General features: G+C 69.7%; 16 protein-coding genes and 1 pseudogene. 9 read left to right on the forward strand and 8 right to left on the reverse strand.

Annotated features, from left to right (window positions below):
* Nucleotides 1-637: 637 nt before the first annotated feature.
* The 4 genes from ACFZDC_RS34635 to ACFZDC_RS34650 form a co-directional block, all read right to left on the reverse strand.
* Nucleotides 638-1,231, reverse strand: coding sequence for an SOS response-associated peptidase family protein (locus ACFZDC_RS34635; RefSeq protein WP_391330078.1), 594 nt, complete (start codon nt 1,229-1,231; stop codon nt 638-640).
* A gap of 452 nt (nt 1,232-1,683) precedes the next feature.
* Nucleotides 1,684-3,288: a phospholipase D-like domain-containing protein gene (locus tag ACFZDC_RS34640; protein ID WP_391330080.1), complete on the reverse strand. Its 1,605-nt coding sequence runs from the start codon at nt 3,286-3,288 to the stop codon at nt 1,684-1,686.
* Between the two features lie 1,026 nt (nt 3,289-4,314).
* Entirely contained in the window at nt 4,315-4,692 is a 378-nt protein-coding gene (locus tag ACFZDC_RS34645) for a toxin Doc (protein WP_391330082.1), read from the reverse strand.
* Entirely contained in the window at nt 4,692-4,931 is a 240-nt protein-coding gene (locus tag ACFZDC_RS34650) for a hypothetical protein (protein WP_358940499.1), read from the reverse strand. The genes ACFZDC_RS34645 and ACFZDC_RS34650 overlap by 1 nt, the downstream gene beginning before the upstream one ends.
* 346 nt (nt 4,932-5,277) lie before the next feature.
* Between ACFZDC_RS34650 and tap the strand changes: the two genes are divergently transcribed.
* The 3 genes from tap to ACFZDC_RS34665 all read left to right on the forward strand — a co-directional run bounded on the left by tap (nt 5,278) and on the right by ACFZDC_RS34665 (nt 9,294).
* The gene (gene tap, locus ACFZDC_RS34655; RefSeq protein ID WP_391330085.1) at nt 5,278-7,476 is read left to right on the forward strand and encodes a telomere-associated protein Tap; all 2,199 of its coding nucleotides are present in this window, start codon (nt 5,278-5,280) and stop codon (nt 7,474-7,476) included.
* 12 nt (nt 7,477-7,488) lie between these two features.
* Nucleotides 7,489-8,046, forward strand: coding sequence for a telomere-protecting terminal protein Tpg (gene tpg / locus ACFZDC_RS34660; RefSeq protein WP_391330086.1), 558 nt, complete (start codon nt 7,489-7,491; stop codon nt 8,044-8,046).
* Between the two features lie 1,008 nt (nt 8,047-9,054).
* Nucleotides 9,055-9,294, forward strand: coding sequence for a hypothetical protein (locus ACFZDC_RS34665; protein ID WP_391330088.1), 240 nt, complete (start codon nt 9,055-9,057; stop codon nt 9,292-9,294).
* A gap of 66 nt (nt 9,295-9,360) precedes the next feature.
* Here ACFZDC_RS34665 and ACFZDC_RS34670 read toward each other — a convergent pair whose 3' ends face one another.
* A complete protein-coding gene (locus tag ACFZDC_RS34670; RefSeq protein WP_391330089.1) occupies nt 9,361-9,534 on the reverse strand; it encodes a hypothetical protein in 174 nt (57 codons plus the stop codon).
* A gap of 500 nt (nt 9,535-10,034) precedes the next feature.
* Here ACFZDC_RS34670 and ACFZDC_RS34675 point away from each other — a divergent pair, with 500 nt between their 5' ends.
* From ACFZDC_RS34675 to ACFZDC_RS34685, 3 genes and pseudogenes are all read left to right on the forward strand, one after another.
* The gene (locus ACFZDC_RS34675) at nt 10,035-10,463 is read left to right on the forward strand and encodes a DUF5959 family protein (protein ID WP_391330091.1); all 429 of its coding nucleotides are present in this window, start codon (nt 10,035-10,037) and stop codon (nt 10,461-10,463) included.
* 268 nt (nt 10,464-10,731) lie between these two features.
* A complete protein-coding gene (locus ACFZDC_RS34680) occupies nt 10,732-10,953 on the forward strand; it encodes a hypothetical protein (RefSeq protein ID WP_391330194.1) in 222 nt (73 codons plus the stop codon).
* Nucleotides 10,929-11,144: pseudogene (locus ACFZDC_RS34685) on the forward strand (leucine zipper domain-containing protein); the annotation flags it as partial. The gene ACFZDC_RS34680 and the pseudogene ACFZDC_RS34685, both read left to right, overlap by 25 nt.
* A 259-nt stretch (nt 11,145-11,403) precedes the next feature.
* Here the strand turns inward: ACFZDC_RS34685 and ACFZDC_RS34690 are convergent.
* Entirely contained in the window at nt 11,404-12,210 is an 807-nt protein-coding gene (locus ACFZDC_RS34690; RefSeq protein WP_391330093.1) for a hypothetical protein, read from the reverse strand.
* A 255-nt stretch (nt 12,211-12,465) separates the two neighbouring features.
* Nucleotides 12,466-12,588: a hypothetical protein gene (locus ACFZDC_RS34695; RefSeq protein ID WP_391330195.1), complete on the reverse strand. Its 123-nt coding sequence runs from the start codon at nt 12,586-12,588 to the stop codon at nt 12,466-12,468.
* Between ACFZDC_RS34695 and ACFZDC_RS34700 the strand changes: the two genes are divergently transcribed.
* From ACFZDC_RS34700 to ACFZDC_RS34710, 3 genes are all read left to right on the forward strand, one after another.
* Nucleotides 12,539-12,940, forward strand: coding sequence for a GNAT family N-acetyltransferase (locus tag ACFZDC_RS34700; RefSeq protein ID WP_391330094.1), 402 nt, complete (start codon nt 12,539-12,541; stop codon nt 12,938-12,940). The two genes, ACFZDC_RS34695 and ACFZDC_RS34700, sit on opposite strands and share 50 nt — an antisense overlap.
* 156 nt (nt 12,941-13,096) lie before the next feature.
* Nucleotides 13,097-14,050: an alpha/beta fold hydrolase gene (locus ACFZDC_RS34705; RefSeq protein WP_391330096.1), complete on the forward strand. Its 954-nt coding sequence runs from the start codon at nt 13,097-13,099 to the stop codon at nt 14,048-14,050.
* A 167-nt stretch (nt 14,051-14,217) separates the two neighbouring features.
* Entirely contained in the window at nt 14,218-15,780 is a 1,563-nt protein-coding gene (locus tag ACFZDC_RS34710; protein ID WP_391330098.1) for a GMC family oxidoreductase N-terminal domain-containing protein, read from the forward strand.
* Nucleotides 15,781-15,986: 206 nt separating this feature from the next.
* Here the strand turns inward: ACFZDC_RS34710 and ACFZDC_RS34715 are convergent, their stop codons facing one another.
* Nucleotides 15,987-16,370 (reverse strand): hypothetical protein, encoded by a 384-nt coding sequence (locus tag ACFZDC_RS34715; RefSeq protein ID WP_391330100.1) that lies wholly within the window; start codon nt 16,368-16,370, stop codon nt 15,987-15,989.
* Nucleotides 16,371-16,429: the final 59 nt, after the last annotated feature.

Here is a 16,429-nt window from a genome sequence, read left to right on the forward strand (position 1 = left end):
GGTGCTCCCTTGTGCGGAAGGCGGAGATGCCCGTGGTGCGGGAAACGGAAAGGCGCGAAAGAACCACAGGGCTGTCAGTTGTGCCCGAATGCGGGCGGCGGCAGCCCTGTGCGGTGGGAAAAGACTGGTCGGAGGCCGGAGCGCGGACTCAGCTCACGGCAGAACAACACGTGGTGGTGACACGCCCGTAGTCAACGTGGCGGCGGGTCACGAGCACGGTCATGAAGCCAGATAACCACATGGGGGTAGTCGCGCACCAGCGCAACGCAGTCGTCTCACCGGCAGGAACGCATGATGGACGCACCCTCCTGGGTGCGCTTTTGATTCGGCCATGGAGACCACTGGCCCGGCACACACGCTGCTGCCTGACCCGTCCTGGGCGAGCCGCCGCGCCGACCAGTTCGACCAGGTCTGTTGCTGATCGCCGTCCGACGGCCCGCGACCTCCCCTCCTCCTCCGACTTGCTTCCGGCGCGCGCCCGTCTGCCACCAACTAATAGTCGGTGCGAGCCGGGTGCCCATGCTGCTGACGGTGGCCCCGCCCGCGTCCGGCCGGTTGCCGCAGTCACGGTCGCTTCAGTCGCTTGCGCCCTCGGACGTCCGAGGGACGGCCCGTCGTCGGCCTCTCCGTACTGCGGTTACAGGCTGATCGCGCCGAGGAATTGAGGGCCGTTGTTGCGGACGTTGTTGACGGCCGTGGAGACCGGGCGCGCATCGAGGTGCCCGCCGGCGGGCTGGTCGAGGAGCGCGCGCAGTTCGTCGGGGTCTTGGGGCGTGGGGTCGAGCCAGGCCTCGTAGTGGTCCTCGGTGAGCGCCAGCGGCATGCGCGGATGCACGTGGCCGGCCGCGTCGGTGGCCTCGGTGGTGATGATGGTGCAGGTCATCAGCCAGGCGGCCGGGTCGTCGTCCTGGGTGACGGCCGGGTCACGCCAGTACTCGTACAGGCCGGCGAGCGCCATCACCTGATTGTCCGCGGGGTGGATGAAGTACGGCTGCTTGCGGGCCTTGCCGGTGGCGGGGTCCTTACCCGGCACCCACTCGTAGAAGCCGTCCGCCGGAAGCAGGCAGCGGCGTTTGACGAACGCACGGCGGAAGGCCGGCTTCTCGTGCACGGTCTCCACCCGGGCATTGATCATCCGCGCCCCGATCTTCGGCTCCTTCGCCGGCGTTTTCACCGTACCGCGGCCCCGGCCGCCGCTGTCGCCGCCCTCCTCGCCCCCGCCATCGCCCACACACCGGCCGTTCGCAGTGCTGTGATGGCCGCACGGCAGGTGCGCGCGCCGGGGGAGACGGTCACCCTCCCCGTAGGCGACGCCCTCACGCGGCTGCCGGTGCGGGAGGAGGACCGGGCTACGACCGCTCCACGTTCAAGCACTGGATCGACGCGGACCGCGACGGCTGCAACACCCCTGCCGAGGTCCTGAAGGCCGAAGCGGTCATCGCACCCGAACAGGGCCGCGCTGCGCCTTGTCCAGCGGACAGTGGTACTCGCCGTACGACGACCGCTACATCACCGGCCCGTCCGGGCTGGACATCGACCAGGATCCTGGGACGCGGCTTCAGCTCTCGGTGCGGAGGACCATCATCTGCCACGGCTGCCAGTCGGACAGTCGCCATTCCCCCGCCAGGAGTTCCGGACTGGGGTATGCCCGGCTGTCCTGCCTGGTCCACCTCCGGGACACTGTCAGTAGGCACCCTGCCGACGCAGGGAGCGCGGTCGGCCGTCGGGATCGGCGACGACCCGGTAGAGCGGGTCGGTCAGGGCCCGTGTGATGCGGGACAGAAGCGGCGTGTGATAGGTGCGCAGCCGTCCCGACGGTCGTGGACCGTGACGGCCGCCGTCGTGCCACGCGTCCAGAGCGGCGGCCGAGTCGGCGTAGGCCGCAAAGGCGCGGCCCGGGTCGCAGAGCGCAGCCGCTTCCCCGTCCCCATCGCGGTCAAGGTGTTCGAGATTCAACGACAACCGCAGCTCGCGCGCGAAGACGCGGGCGCCGTCACCCAGGCCGCCGGGGTCCATCGGTTCACGGGGGTCACGGGTCTCGTCGAGGACAGCGCAGCTGAGTTCCGAATCGTGGGTCCAGGAGCGTCGGTTGACGTTGGCGGAACCGACCGAGGCCCAGACATCGTCGATGACACAGACCTTGGCATGGACGTACACGGGCGTCCCGGCGTGATTCTCCAGGCTGTAGACGGCCACCCGGTCACCGCCGGCCCGTCGCAGGACTTCCAGGGCGCGGATCCGGCCCAGCAGATTCATCGGTGTGCTGATCCGCCCTTCTTGGTCCGGCAGTGGTGGCAGGACGGCGATCATCCGCAGGCCCGGATGATCTGCGAGAGCCTGAGCGAACGGCTGGACGGCACTCTCTGACCACAAGTACTGGTCCTCTAGGTAGATCAGTCGGCGTGCCCTCCGCAGGGACTTCATGTAAGCGCGGGCGATGCTGCGTTCACCGTCGGGAGCGAACGGATAGCCCCTGAGGCGGTTCGGGTAGGTGCGCAGGATCTGGACCGTGTGGGAACCGCGGGGGCCCGGGTCGGGTTGCTGTACCGGGAGCGGATCCGCCTGGGTGTCCTCGCCCCGGAGTGCCGCCCGCAGCCGGCTGCGCGGGCTACGACTGAGCGGAGCCGGGTCCGTCCACCGCTCACGGAACGTGGCCTCGATATCGCCCACGGCGGGCCCGCGCACCGCCAGCTGGATGTCATGCCAGGGCGGACGGGATCCGTAGGCATCGGCGATGCGTTGCGCCTGCGGGTCACCTTGATGGGCGGCGTCGTCCCGACGGCTGTGGCACAGATCGATCCCGCCGACGAAGGCGACGTCCCGCTCGGGTCGACCCGGGTGGCGCAGCACCACGAACTTTTGATGGTGCGAGCCACCCGGCCGCACCCGCATGTCGAGCAAGCACTCCCCTCCCGCCTCCTCGATCTCCTCCCCCAGGTGATAGTTCTCCTGTTCGCTGAACTGGAACCGATCCAGGTGCGAGCGCCACACCAGCCCCTTCACGACGACACCCCGGCGTGCGGCGTCGCACAACACATGGCCGATAGCGCTCTTCGGACCATCCAGCAGCTCGTCAGGGTCACCCCGCCAGTCCGTGAACATCAATATGTCGCCGGCCCGCTGCGCCCGCACGGCCGCGAGCAGCTCGGCGAAGTACACCGCCCCGTGTACCAGGGGGCGGACGTCGTTGCCCGTGGACCACGCCGCACCGTCGGCATGACGGCGGTCCACCCGCGACGCGGGATTCCCCCGCTGAGTGGGGGTGAGCAGCCAGTCGGCGCGTTCCACGTGGCAGCCCTTCCAGCCGACGGCCCTTCCGGGATCTCCTGGTAGATCCGTTACCCCCTGAGCGCGTGACCACGCGATTCCTACTCCGCCAGTCCCGCGGAGACCTGCCAATCCCCTCGAATCGTGGAGACCTTCCTATGCGGCCAGCCCCTCACCGAGGCTGGCCCTGTAGTCGTGTTCGTAGTCGATCGGGCTCTGAAACCGCCGATGCCCTCGAGAAGTACGACGGCACGGCCGACGTCACCATCGAAGCCGTCAGCTGAGACCCAGCCGGAAACCACCGAGATCGTCAACCAAGCAGAGGAGGGGAGACGGTCGTGGCCTCGCGGGCGGCGTAGGCGGCCGGGGTGAGCGGTGCGGTCGCGGAAGAAGCCGCATGCTCCCGGTGGGTCCTTCGGCGACAGATACCCAGTGCGCCATCCGAACGGGTGGACTTCTGAGGACTCGTCGCAGACTGGTGCCCTCCGTTGCGCCTACCGTCACTGAGATGGAGGCCGAATATCCACACCGTGGCGTGCCTTTGACGGCCTACCAGTTGACCAAGGTCGACCACCGTCGGCAGCAAGAGGCTGTGAGAGATCATGAGTGGGTTCAACACCACTTTTCCAGGCCCCTCTCTGGTCGGATGAGCGCTGGGAGGAGATGTGCCGACTCCTCGGGCCTCCGACTCCTCCGTGGGAGCTGCAGCGGTGGCGGCTGCACTCGACTCCGGCTTCCGGCGCAGGGCGTCGAGCGTGGGGCCGCCCTCCACGTCCGCCGCACGCAGATCGTCGCCGGGACTGTTTTTACCTGGCGGCCACCGATCCCGCGGACAGCCTCGACAACCTCATCCACTTCGCCCGCATCACCACCAACGGGGAGTCCCTGACGAACGTGCTGCGCCGTGCTGCCGTCTGACCGCCCTCCACGAAGCCCAGCGGCGCGCCCGGCGGCCACCCGGCGCTTTCGCCACGGCCCGCCCGTCACGCACGTCCGCACACGACACCTGGCAGCCCAGGGTCGGCCCGGCTCACCGCGGCGCCGGCTTCAGAGCTTCCAGGAACGCAGTGCCTCGGCGACGGCATAGACACTCAGGCGGGTGTCCCGGACCTTGCGCACAAGATCGGACAGCGCCCCGTAGGGCGGATCGATGCCTTCCCCGGACTCGTCCATGTACTGGGCGGCGACAAAAGCAGCGAAGAGACTGTTCCGGTGTGGAAGGGGCTCAAGTCGCACGATCGTGTGCAACAGGGCGGCTGCGCGCCAGGCGGCATCCGGATCGGCCGTCTCGAGAGTCGGCAACTTGGTCTTGTGCCGCGCGACCGCCGCGACCAGCGCCGAGTAGTCCGTCACCGTCACGTCCTCGTGCCCCAGGGCCGCCTCCTGGACGTCGAGGAGCCACGAGACGTCGATGTGCAGATTCATCAGGCTGCCGCAGCTCCGTCGCCACGCTGCGAGGGGGGAACCTCGTCGGGGAACGCGTCGTCGAACTCGCTACGCAGCCTGTCGGCCCATGCGACGGCGCCGGCGACGAATCGCTTGCGGTGCATCTCGCGTACGCCGAGGTCGTGCAGGTACTGCTTCAGGCTCTTGCCCTCTGCGGCGGCGGCGGCACGGACGCCCTCCATCTCCTCGTCGGAGAAAGACACATTCAGTGATGGCATGCCCCGAGGGTACCTAGTTGGTACCAGGTGTGCCAGGGCTTGCCCCTCATGCCTCCTGATCGACGGGAGACCAGCTCTCTGGGCGCCGGAGTGGGAGACCAGCTCCCTGGGCGCCGGAGTGGCGCGCCCTCTCGCACTCATCTCGGGCCCGCAGCTCGCTCCGCAGCGAGCGTCCCGGCCCGATCCGCCGCCGCTCGGCCGCACATCCGCCCTACCGGGAACGCCCGGCTTCGTACTGCCCCGGCGCCCCAGTCCGGTAGAGGGACGTAATTCGAACGCAGAATGGGTGGACAACGTACGCCTTCTGTGCGGTTACTGGGGTACGGTGTGCATGAGGAGGTGTTTCATGTCCGAGTTGTTCGATGCGGTCGACGCGTTGCTCGCATCCCGCGCCGCCCTGCCGCCGCCTGAGGAGCGCAAGCGCCTGCGCAGAGCCCACGGCCTGACGGTCGAGGAAGTTGCCGCCGCCCTGCAGGTGCGTCGGGCAACGGTAAGCGGCTGGGAGTCCGGCAAGACGGAACCGCGGCCGCCGGAGCGGAATGCGTACGCGCGGCTCCTCGACGGCCTCGCGACGCTCTACCCCGCCTCCAGTGGCACGGCGCAGAATGACGATGCGGTACCAGAGACGGTCACCGCCCCAGCCCCGGCACCGCAAGCGCCGCAGGCGCCTGCGCACCCCCAGTCCCGCCCTGCCCCCGCTCCCGCCTCTGCCTCAGAAGCCGCCTCCAGCCCGGCGCACACCACCAGGCCTTCTTCGCGCCGCCCGGGCGCGAAGAAGGCCGCTCCCGCTGGCACCCCGGCGGGCGGCACCGACCCGCGCTTTGAGAACGGGCCGCTGGCGGTCATCGACGTCGACACGGACGGGCAGGTCCTGGCGTACTGCGCCGGCGGCCTCGTCCTGGACGTGCCCGCCAAGTCCATCCCGGCCCTGGTCGATTGGACGCTCAAGGAAGCGAAGCTTGGGCAGCCGAAGCTGTCCGGGCCGGGCAAGGACGCCGACCCGCTGCTTGTGCTCACCGAGGCCGCGCTGGAGCGCTACGGCCTGCCGGTCGCCCTCACGGATGAGGAGCGGCTCGCCGGACGGATCCCGGAGGGCCACAAGGTCGTCAAGCAGCTCGCGCGTGCGGAGTGGAAGCTGACCAAGCGCGGTTTCGGGCCGTGGGCGCGGATCTACCGCCCCGCGCAGGGCTCGGAGCGGGCCTGCGTTCAGCTGTGCATTCCGTCCTGGCGCGCGCTGGACTCCCGGCACTGGGGCCAGGTCGGACAGCTCGCGCCGGCCGACCTGGCCCGCGTGCTGAGTGTGTACGCCTCTCGCGTGATGACGCCGCGCGGCTCCACGGCAGTGACGGGCCTGGAGCTGATGACCGCGCTGCACCCGCCGACCCGTGCCTCCGAGCCCGACGCCGACGGCAAGCGGCATTCCCAGCACAACCCCGGCAGCTTGGGCAAGGACCCGGTGGACTGCGCGCCGTGCGAGGCCCCCGACGGGCACCCGCTGCTGAAGGACCTGCCGCGCTTCCACGTCCGCGGCCCCGGCGAGAAGCTGTTCGAGGAGGCGTACGACTGGGCGCGCCCGATGACCGACGACGAATGCCGGCACCGCTACCTGGTCGGCATCGATGTGAACATGGCCTTCGCCGCCGGCGCCAACGGCCTCATCGTCGGCCTCGGTGCGCCCACCCATGTCAAGGCGCCGGTGTTCGATCCGAAGCTGCCCGGGGCGTGGCTGGTTGATCTGTCTCACGTCGACCTGTCCCGGGTGAAGGTCGGCAAGGACAAGTGGGTGGAGCTGAACGGCGCACTGTTGCCCAGCCCGTTCACGCCGAAGGGCGAGCGCCCGGACGGTCCGGCTTGGTACGCCACACCCACCGTCGCCTACGCGGTCGAGCTCGGATACGAGGTCCACCCGGTCGAGGCGTGGGTGCGCCACGACAACGGCCGCTACCTGGACGGCTGGTACAACCGGCTGCGCGACGCCTACCTGGCCACGATGGCCGACCTAGGCGTGCACTCGGACATGGCGCCGGCCGACTTCCTGGCCGCGATGGACGGCTACCAGGAGCGCGACCCGGAGCTGGCGATCGTCGTCTCGGCGACCAAGGCGACGGTCAAGGGCGGCCTGGGCAAGCTGCGCGAGCGCCCGCGGGGCGGGGGCTGGCGGCCGGGCGAGCCATGGCGGGCGCTGTCCCGTCCGACGTGGCGGCCGGACATCCGCGCGGCTGTCATCTCCCGCACACGGATCAACCTCCACCGCAAGATCGTCAAGCACGCGGCGTTCACCGGGCAGTACCCGGTGGCGATCCTGTCCGACTGCGTCGTGTACGCGGCCGACGGCACCAGCCCGCTGGACTTCCTGCCCTACCGGGACGGCAAGGCGCTGCCCGGCGGCTTCAAGCTCGGCATCAACCCCGGACTGGTCAAGCACGAGGGCACCCAGAGCGTCCTGTGGGGCGAAGAGGTCCGCGAGCGGTTCAATGCCCCGGAGCTCAACCTCGCCCGGTACATCAAGGACGGCACCGTCACCGACGTCGACAACGGAGAGTAGGAGAAGGCGACGATGAGCCTGTTCGGGGACGGCCTGGACGCCGCGGTGCACAAGGCGTTCACCCGCCCGGCGCCCAAGAGCGCGCCCGCGCAGATGCGGTACCTGGTCAAGCAGCTCAAGGGCACCAAGCCGGTCGCCCAGATGCTGCGGATCTCCCAGCGCACCGTCGAACGATACGTCAAGGGCCAGATCAGGAAGCCGCGCCCGGAGCTCGCCGCGCGCCTGGAACGCGAGGTCAAGGGCCGGTGGCAGCCCCAGGTGCGGGCCAAGGCCCGCCAGAAGGCGGCGACGACCGGCGGCATCATCATCGACACCCGCGCCCGCCTCGGCTACACCGCGCCGATCGGATCGACGGACCAGGACCGCATCCGCCACCTCACCGTCGCCCTGCCGCCCCGCCACGTCGCCCGCCTCTTCGAGGCCCAGGAAGCCGGCGCCACCGACCAGGAGATGCAGGAGATCGCCGCCGAGGCACTCAAAGAGGTCTACTTCCAGGACAACGGCCGCCGCGCCGGAATGCTGGAGGAAGTCCGCTTCACCGACATCGAGCACCTGGAGTTCGAGCTGTAGCAGCCTGCCGGCAGTGCACTGGCACGGGGAGAGAACTCGCCGCCCGGTCTTCAACCCCCTCGTGGCCCCCGGTCGCCGGTGGCCCCGTCTACCACGACCAGGCGAAGGCCATGCTCGACGCCCACGAGGCTGCGGTGCGCGCCGAGACCCTCGCCGACGTCGGGGGGCTGGGAGCAGCGGGGGCACCGGGCACCTCAGGGCGGCACGGAGTGCGGCCCGCACCGCCGCTGGGATGTGCGGGCGGGGTTGTGCTGGCCCACCGCCAGTAGAGTCCCGCACCTTGACAGCGGCACAACGCCGCCGAGATTCACTGTTGCTGACCGTACGAGAGCTTGACTCCCGCTTTGAGCCGCTCGGGTACCTTGACCACTGGGTCCCGGTCGCCGACCTGAACGCGGTACTGCGTGGCCCCGCTGGGGACGCCTCTGACGGACAAAGCCCAAGTGCAGCTGTCCCCGACGACTTCGCCCTGAACGCCGTCGGCGAGCGCGCCTGGGCCAGCTTGTCCCCGTCCAGATCAAAGACGGTCACTGGGGTGCCGCCACGCAGATCGGCGAAGTCTTCCGTGCCGACGCATCCTTCACCCTCCTGGCCGTTCACCCAGGAACGGAAGACCGTGACCTTGCCGGACGCCGTGAACGCAGGCCCGCTGGGGGCATCGACTGCCCCGCCGAGGTGGCCCACCACACCGTTCCAGTGATCGCCGCGCCGGCAACGGCCCCGACAGCGGTGCCGAGAGCGGGATGGACACGGCGGGGTGCGATGACCTGTCTGGCTATGCCTGGGGTCGTCTGTGACATGCAGAGAATGATGGCAGGTGACTGCAGCGGTTGTTCACGCCACTGCTCACCCAGGCCGACGCTGGAAGCGTCGACGAGTCCATCCACCTGACCGCCGCCTTCCAGCTCGCCGGGTTCGCCCACGTCATCGGCACCCCCTGCGGCACGCTTCGACAGGTCCGACGCCCTCACCGACCTCGACGAGGCCGTCCTCACCGGTCGTTGGGCTGTGGAAGCGGCCCCCGCCGACCACCCCGACCGCGCCATGTTCCTCAACTCCCCGGGAAACTCGCTGGGGACCCGCTTCAAGGGGTCCGGCGCCCTGGCCCGGCTGCCTCTCACCCCGTCCCTGTGGGCCTCCCACCTCCACTTCGGCGCCCAACAGGTGGTCGCTGTCCTGCACGCGCGGCGGTCGACGGCCCGGCTCCACCGCCGCCGACCCCGCGCCGACACTGAGCGGGACGAATGAGCATCGAGCCCGATCACTCGGACCGGAGTCGTTCGCCGGCTGCCGCTCGCACCACCGGCCCTTCCGTCATCCGTGACCGTCGTCGGGCCGAGGCTCCCACACCGCCGGATCGGTCTCGTCGTCCTGGCCCTTGTCACGCACGTCCGGCGGGGTGGGCGCGGTGATGTTCCGCTGCTCTGCGGACCGCTCCCTGGTCTCCTCGTCGACCTGCGGCGTGTCGTTGTCCTCCGTGTTGCTCATCGCTTCACCCTTCCGACCGGTGCGGATCTGACGGGCCGCTCCGGCGCACCGTCGCATCGGCGACCTGCGCGACCGGGACGACCGCTCCCCCCCGTACATTGGCATCGGCAGCACAGGTTCCCTGGGACAGCCACCTGACGCATCGGCAACGTCCTCTTCGGCTCATCATCGGGGACGGGCTCGGGTTGCACCGATGCCGCCTCCGACCACGAGCAGCGCGGGCAGCGGTGCCAGCCAGGCTTGACTGACCGACGAACCGGTCACGGTCATCACGGTGCCGGTCAGCAAGTAGACGGCGAGGAACGCTGCGATCAAGGTGCCCCAAGGATGCCCGCGAGTGCCGTTTTCGACAGCCTCCAACCTGCGACCCATCCCCATATGACCTCCTCAGCTACGTACGCCCGGACGAAGGTGGTGCCGGCGACCTTCTGCCGGGACACTGTCCGGACGCGTTCCCGACACTGCGATGATCACTCGGACGCATTGAGGAAGGGGGAGCCGTGAGCGACATCGCGCCGAGGGAGCTGATCTCTCTCGCCGACGACGAGGGGAATAGCGTCACGGTCACTGTGCTGGGGCGCAGCGCGAGGCGGACCGCAGGGCTCGACGCCGAGATCGTCGTCAGGACGCCCTTCGTTTCCGGCCGCATCGGCTTGGCGCTCTCGGCGTCCAGATTGGAGGAGTGGGCGGCAGCACTCGACAGGCTCGACGCCGGCGAGGACGTCGCATGGTTGGAGCGGGACAGGGGGCCATCCGTCTTCATCCAGCTCACCGGGGAACGTGACTGTCCAGAGGTGGTCGTGGAGGACGAGTCGGGATCCATGGTCACCGTGCGCGTGCCACTGGTTCCAGCGGACGACTGGATCGCGGACCACCGGGATCGCCTGCACCAGGTGACGACTCACTGGGTCCTGATGCTGTCGGCGTAGAGGCGCGAGCCGCGTCCGACGAGACACCCAGCCGGGGTGGGTTCGACCTCCCCGCGCTGGCCGCCTTTCTGGCCCTCACGCCGCGTCCGGCGGGCAGGGGTGCGTGCCTTGCCCGCCGCCACGCCACGGTAGGGGGCACCGGCGCGGGGGAGTGGTGACCACACAACCCCCTCTCCCGGGCCGCCTGGCCACGCCCCGAACGCACACCCCGCCCGATGGACCAGCCGCACGCCAGACGCGGCACCCAGACCCGCGCTGAGCAGCTGTGATGGGTCAGACCCGCCGCGACAGCGGACCCCAGCACGCCGCGAAACGCAGCCGCGCCGAGCGCAGACGCTGCCCGTCCTGCGGCCGCGGCAACGCACTGCGCACGGGCGTCGACAACCGGCCCGACCTCGGCGCCCACGTGTACGTGAGCGTCATCGAGTGCCGATGGCGCGGTCAGGGCCCGCACCGGAGGTCTTCGTGTCCCACCGTCATGCCCGGCTGACCGTGCACGGCAGGCGACTGCTCGTCGCACGTGTCTGCCCTGGTCGTCAGGTCGCGCGTGTGACGGCCGAGATGGGCTTCTCGCGCGCCACGGCCCATCAGTGGATCCACCGCTGGCGGGCGGAAGGCGAGCAAGGGCTGCACGACCGGCTCAACCGCCCCGGACGACACCACACCACACCACACCACACCACACCACACCCCACCGCACTGCTGCTGCCGCCCGCTGTCCATCATGCTCACCCGGGCAGGACGCGGACGGCCCGCGCTTCATCCCCGTCCTCGAGAAGATCAAGGTGCGTGTCGCGGTCGGTCGATCCCCGCGTTCTCCCGAACGAGCCGGCGTCCACCGCACGGCGGTCGCGTAGGCGTTCCTTCCGCACCGCGGCACGCGGCACCGGCCGTTCCGTCTCCGGGCACCCGTCCCGCAGTCGGCACGGCGAGATCTGGGTCAGTGGTCGTCGGTGATGGTGGTGGCGATGCCGTTCACCACGACGACCTTCGCGGACACACCGCCTCCCTTGGCGGCCGCCTCCAGTTCCTCTTCGGTGCACTGGCTGCCGCCCTGGCCGCCCTCCTCGCCGTTGGCGTCGCCGCAGATGTCGCCCCAGCCCCAGATCTTGGTGTCCTCGGCGAGGAGGAACTGCTGCTCGGTGCCCTTCAGGTCCGACACCGTGTATTTGCCCGGCGCCAGGTAGGTCACGGTGCCGAACCAGGTGCCGGAAACGCCCTTGCCCTTGTTGATGCCGTCGATGGTCGAGTCCGAACTGTTGGCGTCCCCGCCCTCGGCAGAGGTGCTCTCGTCCGGTGCCGGGCGCTCGGTGACCGTGACGGCAGCGCCGTACTTCATGATCACGTCTGCGGCGATGGATCCCTTCTTCAGCGCCTTGTCCAAGTCGTCAGCCGTGCAGGGTGTGTTGGCGGCGGGGTTGTACTTGCCGCAGATGGTGCCCGCGCCGTAGATCTTGGTGTCCTCGGCGACGAAGAACTGCTGCTCCTTGCCGCCTGCCTTGACGATGTGCTTGCCGGGTGCGAGGTATTCCACCGTGCCGCCCGTGAAGGTCCCGCTGACCCCCTTGGGCTTGCTCGACGAGGACTTCGCCGCTGCCGCCGTCGTCTCCGCCGACGCCGCGGGAGCATCGGTCTTCGCCGAGGAGCGGACGCCCGTGGCATTGTCCTGGCAGGCGGTCAGCAGCGTGGTGCCGGCGAGGAATGCGGCGGCGACGAGTAAGGACCTCGTGTGGAGGGTGGAAGCCATGATGGTATGTCCCCGTTTTCTGGAATTCTTGCATGAGTTCATGAAAAGGGCCGGTGGCGGATGCCCGGTGCCCTGTGGTGCTCGGTCGTTGTGACCACGATGCAGGAGGGGAGCGGGCCGAGACGAGGAACAACGTCGACCCGTGATGACGCTGTCACCGTCCCCGGACAATGCAACGCCTGCACCAGTCGGCCTGTGGAGCGCAACCGACGTCCCCGGTCACCAACAGGGTCATCGGTGCGGATGGCCGCGGGCTCACCGCTGGGCGGGCCGGTAGGCGTCGTTGACGTCCACCGGGCTGCCACCGCCCGCGATGCCGCCTCCGGGGATGTGGATCGTGCCGCCTACGGCCACGGCGGCCGTACCGTGGCGCGGCACCGGCGTCGGGGTGAGTCGTCGCCAGCGGTCGTGGACGGTGTCGTACGCCTCGGTCTCGCGAAGACGGCGTCCGTGCCGGCACCGTCGTGTTTGCCCTCGCCGCCGAACGTATCCATCTCGCCGCTGGAGAGAAAAGCACGCCCTCGGTCTCGGCGCCCTCCGCAAACCCGAAACCACGTTCTGGTCGGTGAGGGATGGCGAGAGCCTGGTGGGTTGCGGGGCAGTGAAGGGGCTGGATTCGGACCACGCGGAACTGAAGTCGATGCCATCACGCCGGGCACGTAAGCGCAGCGGGATCGCGTCCTTGCTGTTGGGGCACATCATCACCGGGGCCGAGCGCAGGGGGTGTTGACGTGAGATGGGCGTGCGGCGGAAGGTGACGGAGCAGGAGGCCGGCTCGTCTCAAGGGACTTGGGTGCCTGAGAGACTCTCCGGGAGAAAGCCATCACGTTCTGCGGCGCGGCTCTGTCGCTCGCCGCGGAGGCGTCGAGGGTGGAGGGGGGAACTCATGAAGTGGCGCATTGCGTGCGGTGCCGCCGCGGTGGGCCTCGCAGTCGTCGCCGCACGGGCAGCGGCTGCCGGGGTCGAACGCCGACCGGATCCTGTTCCCTACGAGCGGCTCCGTCGTGAGCCCGAGGGCGAGGGGGTGTTTCTGCGCCGTCCCGACGGGACGGTGTTGCGCGCCGTCGTCGCGGGGGAGGGGCCACCGGTGGTGCTGGCGCACGGTTACGGCGTGTCGCTCCTGGAGTGGAATCTGGTGCAGGACGCCCTGGTGGTACGCGGCCACCGTGTCATCGTCTTCGACCAGCGCGGCCACGGGGGTTCGACGGTCGGCTCGGACGGTATCGGCTCCGGCCCCATGGCGCGGGACTACCTGGCGGTACTGGAGCACTTCGACGTACAGGACGGGGTGCTGGTCGGACATTCCATGGGCGGGTTCCTCGCCATACGTGCTCTCCTCGACCACCCCGGCGTCGGCCGGAGGCTGCGCGGTCTGGTGTTGTTCGCGACGTGGGCGGGCCGCATCTACGACGGAGCGCCCTGCAACCGGCTGCAGATCCCCCTGCTGCAGGCGGGCATCCTGCAGCGGCTGGCACGCACCCGCACCGGCGGAATCCTCTTCGGCGCACTCCAGTGCGGCAAGCGCCCCTCCCCAGGGATGATCGCCGTCTTCCTGGAAGTCTTCCTCCGCCAGGCTCACACTCCGCTCCTGCCCATCGTGCGAGCCTTCGCCCGCGAGGACCGTTACCCACGCCTGGGCGAGATCACGGTGCCCACCGTGGTCATGGTCGGCACAGCCGATCGCAGTACACCGCCGAACCACTCCCGGCGCCTGGCCGCAGGGATACCGGGCGCGCGGCTGGTCACCGTGCCGGACGCCGGACACATGATCAACTGGGAAGATCCCGATGCCCTGGTGGAGGCCGTCGTCTCCCTGCACGAGACCGGGAGAGCCGATTGATGCGCAGCGGTCCGTCCGTCGCCGGGCGGCGCTGCGATCGGTGGTACGGGGCACAGCCACGGACCACAGGAGCACGGCGTCGACAATGGCTGACAGCAGGGTGTCGTCCGCTCTCCGATGCGGCTTGAGTGAGGGAGTCGAGCAAACACGTGGAGTGAGGGGGACAGGTGTACGACTACATCATTGTGGGTGCCGGGTCGGCGGGGTGCGTCCTGGCCGGCCGTCTGACCGAGGACGAGAGGACGCGCGTTCTTCTCATAGAGGCCGGCCCGGTGGACGATGCCCCGGAGATCCACGTTCCGGCCGCGTTCAGCAAACTCTTCCAGACGAAGTACGACTGGAGTTACCTCACCGAGTGCGAGCCCGGGTTGGACGGCCGCCGCCGCTATCTGCCCCGCGGCCGGATGCTCGGCGGCTGTTCGTCGATGAACGCGATGGTCTACATCCGCGGCAATCGCCGCGACTACGACGCCTGGGCGGCGGCCGGCGCAGACGGGTGGAGCTGGCCGGAAGTCCTGCCGTACTTCCTTCGCGCCGAGGACTTCACGGGAGCCACGTCCCCGTGGCATTCCACCGGCGGGCCGCTCACGGTGAGCGAGGGCCGTTCCCGGCATCCCTTGACGGACGCGTACGTGGCGGCCGCTCAGGAGGCCGGGCACCCATCCACCAGCGATTTCAACGGCCTCGAACAGGACGGCGTCGGCTATTACCACCTCACTCAGCGCGACGGTCTGCGCTGCAGCACGGCGGACGCGTATCTGCGGCCGGCCCTGTCCCGGCCGAACCTCGATGTGCTGACCGGTGCTGAGTGCACCCGCGTGCTGTTCGACGGCGAGCGTGCAACCGGCGTCGAGGTGGAACGGGACGGCGAACTGCTGTGCCTGCACGCGGAAGGTGAGGTCGTGCTGTCGGCCGGTGCCTACAACTCGCCGCAGCTGCTCATGCTGTCCGGCATCGGTCCGGCCGGTGAGCTGGCCGCCCACGGCATCACGCCCCGCGTCGATCTTCCAGTGGGGGAGAATCTGCAGGATCATCCGCATGTCGGGCTGTGCTACCTGACTGACACGGAGTCGCTGTTCACCGCCGAGACACCGGACAACGTGCGCCTGCTGGAGACCGAGGGCCGCGGCCCGCTCACCTCGAACATCGGCGAGGCCGGCGGTTTCCACCGCACGCGCGAGGGACTCGACGCCCCCGACGTCCAGGTGCACGCCACGCCGGTGATGTTCTACGAGGAGGGCATCAGCCCCGTGACCGACCACGCCTTCATGTTCGGTGCGGTGCTGCTCGCCCCCACGAGCCGGGGCAAGGTCTCCCTGCGGTCGGCGCTCCCCAGCGCCAAACCGCGCATCCTGCACAATTACCTGACCACCGAAGAGGACCGCGCCACGATGATCCGGGCGCTCCGGATGCTGCTCGACATCGCCGGCCGGCCCAGCCTGCGCAAGCACCGCCGAGCCGACTTCCGCGTACCGCGTTCCACGGACGACGCCGGCCTGCTCGACTTCGCCCGGCGCGAGTTGCAGACCCTCTACCACCCGGCGGGCAGTTGCTCCATCGGCCCCGTCGTGGACTCCCGGCTCAGCGTGCACGGCGTGAGGGGCCTGCGGGTGGTGGACGCCTCAGTGATGCCCACCGTGGTGCGGGGCAACACCAACGCGCCCACGATCATGATCGCGGAAAAGGCGGCGGACATGATCCGCGGTCTCCCGGCTCGGACGTGCCCCTGACATCGAACCGGGGCAGCGGGCGGACCTGAGCGACCTTCGCTTGGGCGGACGCCACCGGTGTGGTGGCCGAGCCGCCAGGGCGGCCTCGTAGTCGGCGGGACTGCGGTAGCCGGGGCTGCTGTACAGCCGGTGCACGTTGTACCAGCCTTCGCCCCATTCGACGACCGCGGTGTGGCCGGCCCGGCCGGGCGAGGGGCGGTCGCCGATCAGTTCGCTCTGCAGGGTGGCGAAGAACGCACCGGCCAGTGCGTTGTCCCAGCACTGGCCGGTGCGGCCGGTCGAGAGTCGAACGCCCGACTCATCTGCCAGAAGGGCGAATTCGTGGCTGGTGTACGGACAGAACTCCTGACGTCGCCTGCGACCGCCTCCCGCACCCCTGCGAGCAGCGCCTCGTGGCCGTCGGCGGCCGTGGCCTCCCCGCCCTGCCGGATCCGGACGCTCACGACGCCGTGGGCGCCTGCGTCGAGCCAGGTCACCCGCTGGAAGTAGTACTCCCGCAAGGACACCACCGGCTCGGCGGGCACCGGATCCGAAAGCATCCCGGGCAGCCCGAGCTCCTGCCAGAACAGGCGCCCGACCAGCGCTCGCACGCTGAAGTCCTTGAGCACGCCGGGCTCGTTCCACGCGGCGCGACAGCGGGGTCGGCCGC

The organism is Streptomyces sp. NPDC007905 (assembly GCF_042959345.1).
Taxonomy (GTDB): domain Bacteria; phylum Actinomycetota; class Actinomycetes; order Streptomycetales; family Streptomycetaceae; genus Streptomyces.

Coding starts and splice junctions, on each gene's coding strand:
- ACFZDC_RS34645 (WP_391330082.1), bottom strand. CDS start 4,692: ATGAATCTGCACATCGACGTCTCGTGGCTCCTCGACGTCCAGGAGGCG.
- ACFZDC_RS34705 (WP_391330096.1), top strand. CDS start 13,097: ATGAAGTGGCGCATTGCGTGCGGTGCCGCCGCGGTGGGCCTCGCAGTC.
- tpg (WP_391330086.1), top strand. CDS start 7,489: ATGAGCCTGTTCGGGGACGGCCTGGACGCCGCGGTGCACAAGGCGTTC.
- ACFZDC_RS34700 (WP_391330094.1), top strand. CDS start 12,539: ATGTGGATCGTGCCGCCTACGGCCACGGCGGCCGTACCGTGGCGCGGC.
- ACFZDC_RS34670 (WP_391330089.1), bottom strand. CDS start 9,534: ATGAGCAACACGGAGGACAACGACACGCCGCAGGTCGACGAGGAGACC.
- tap (WP_391330085.1), top strand. CDS start 5,278: ATGTCCGAGTTGTTCGATGCGGTCGACGCGTTGCTCGCATCCCGCGCC.
- ACFZDC_RS34680 (WP_391330194.1), top strand. CDS start 10,732: ATGGGTCAGACCCGCCGCGACAGCGGACCCCAGCACGCCGCGAAACGC.
- ACFZDC_RS34690 (WP_391330093.1), bottom strand. CDS start 12,210: ATGGCTTCCACCCTCCACACGAGGTCCTTACTCGTCGCCGCCGCATTC.
- ACFZDC_RS34650 (WP_358940499.1), bottom strand. CDS start 4,931: ATGCCATCACTGAATGTGTCTTTCTCCGACGAGGAGATGGAGGGCGTC.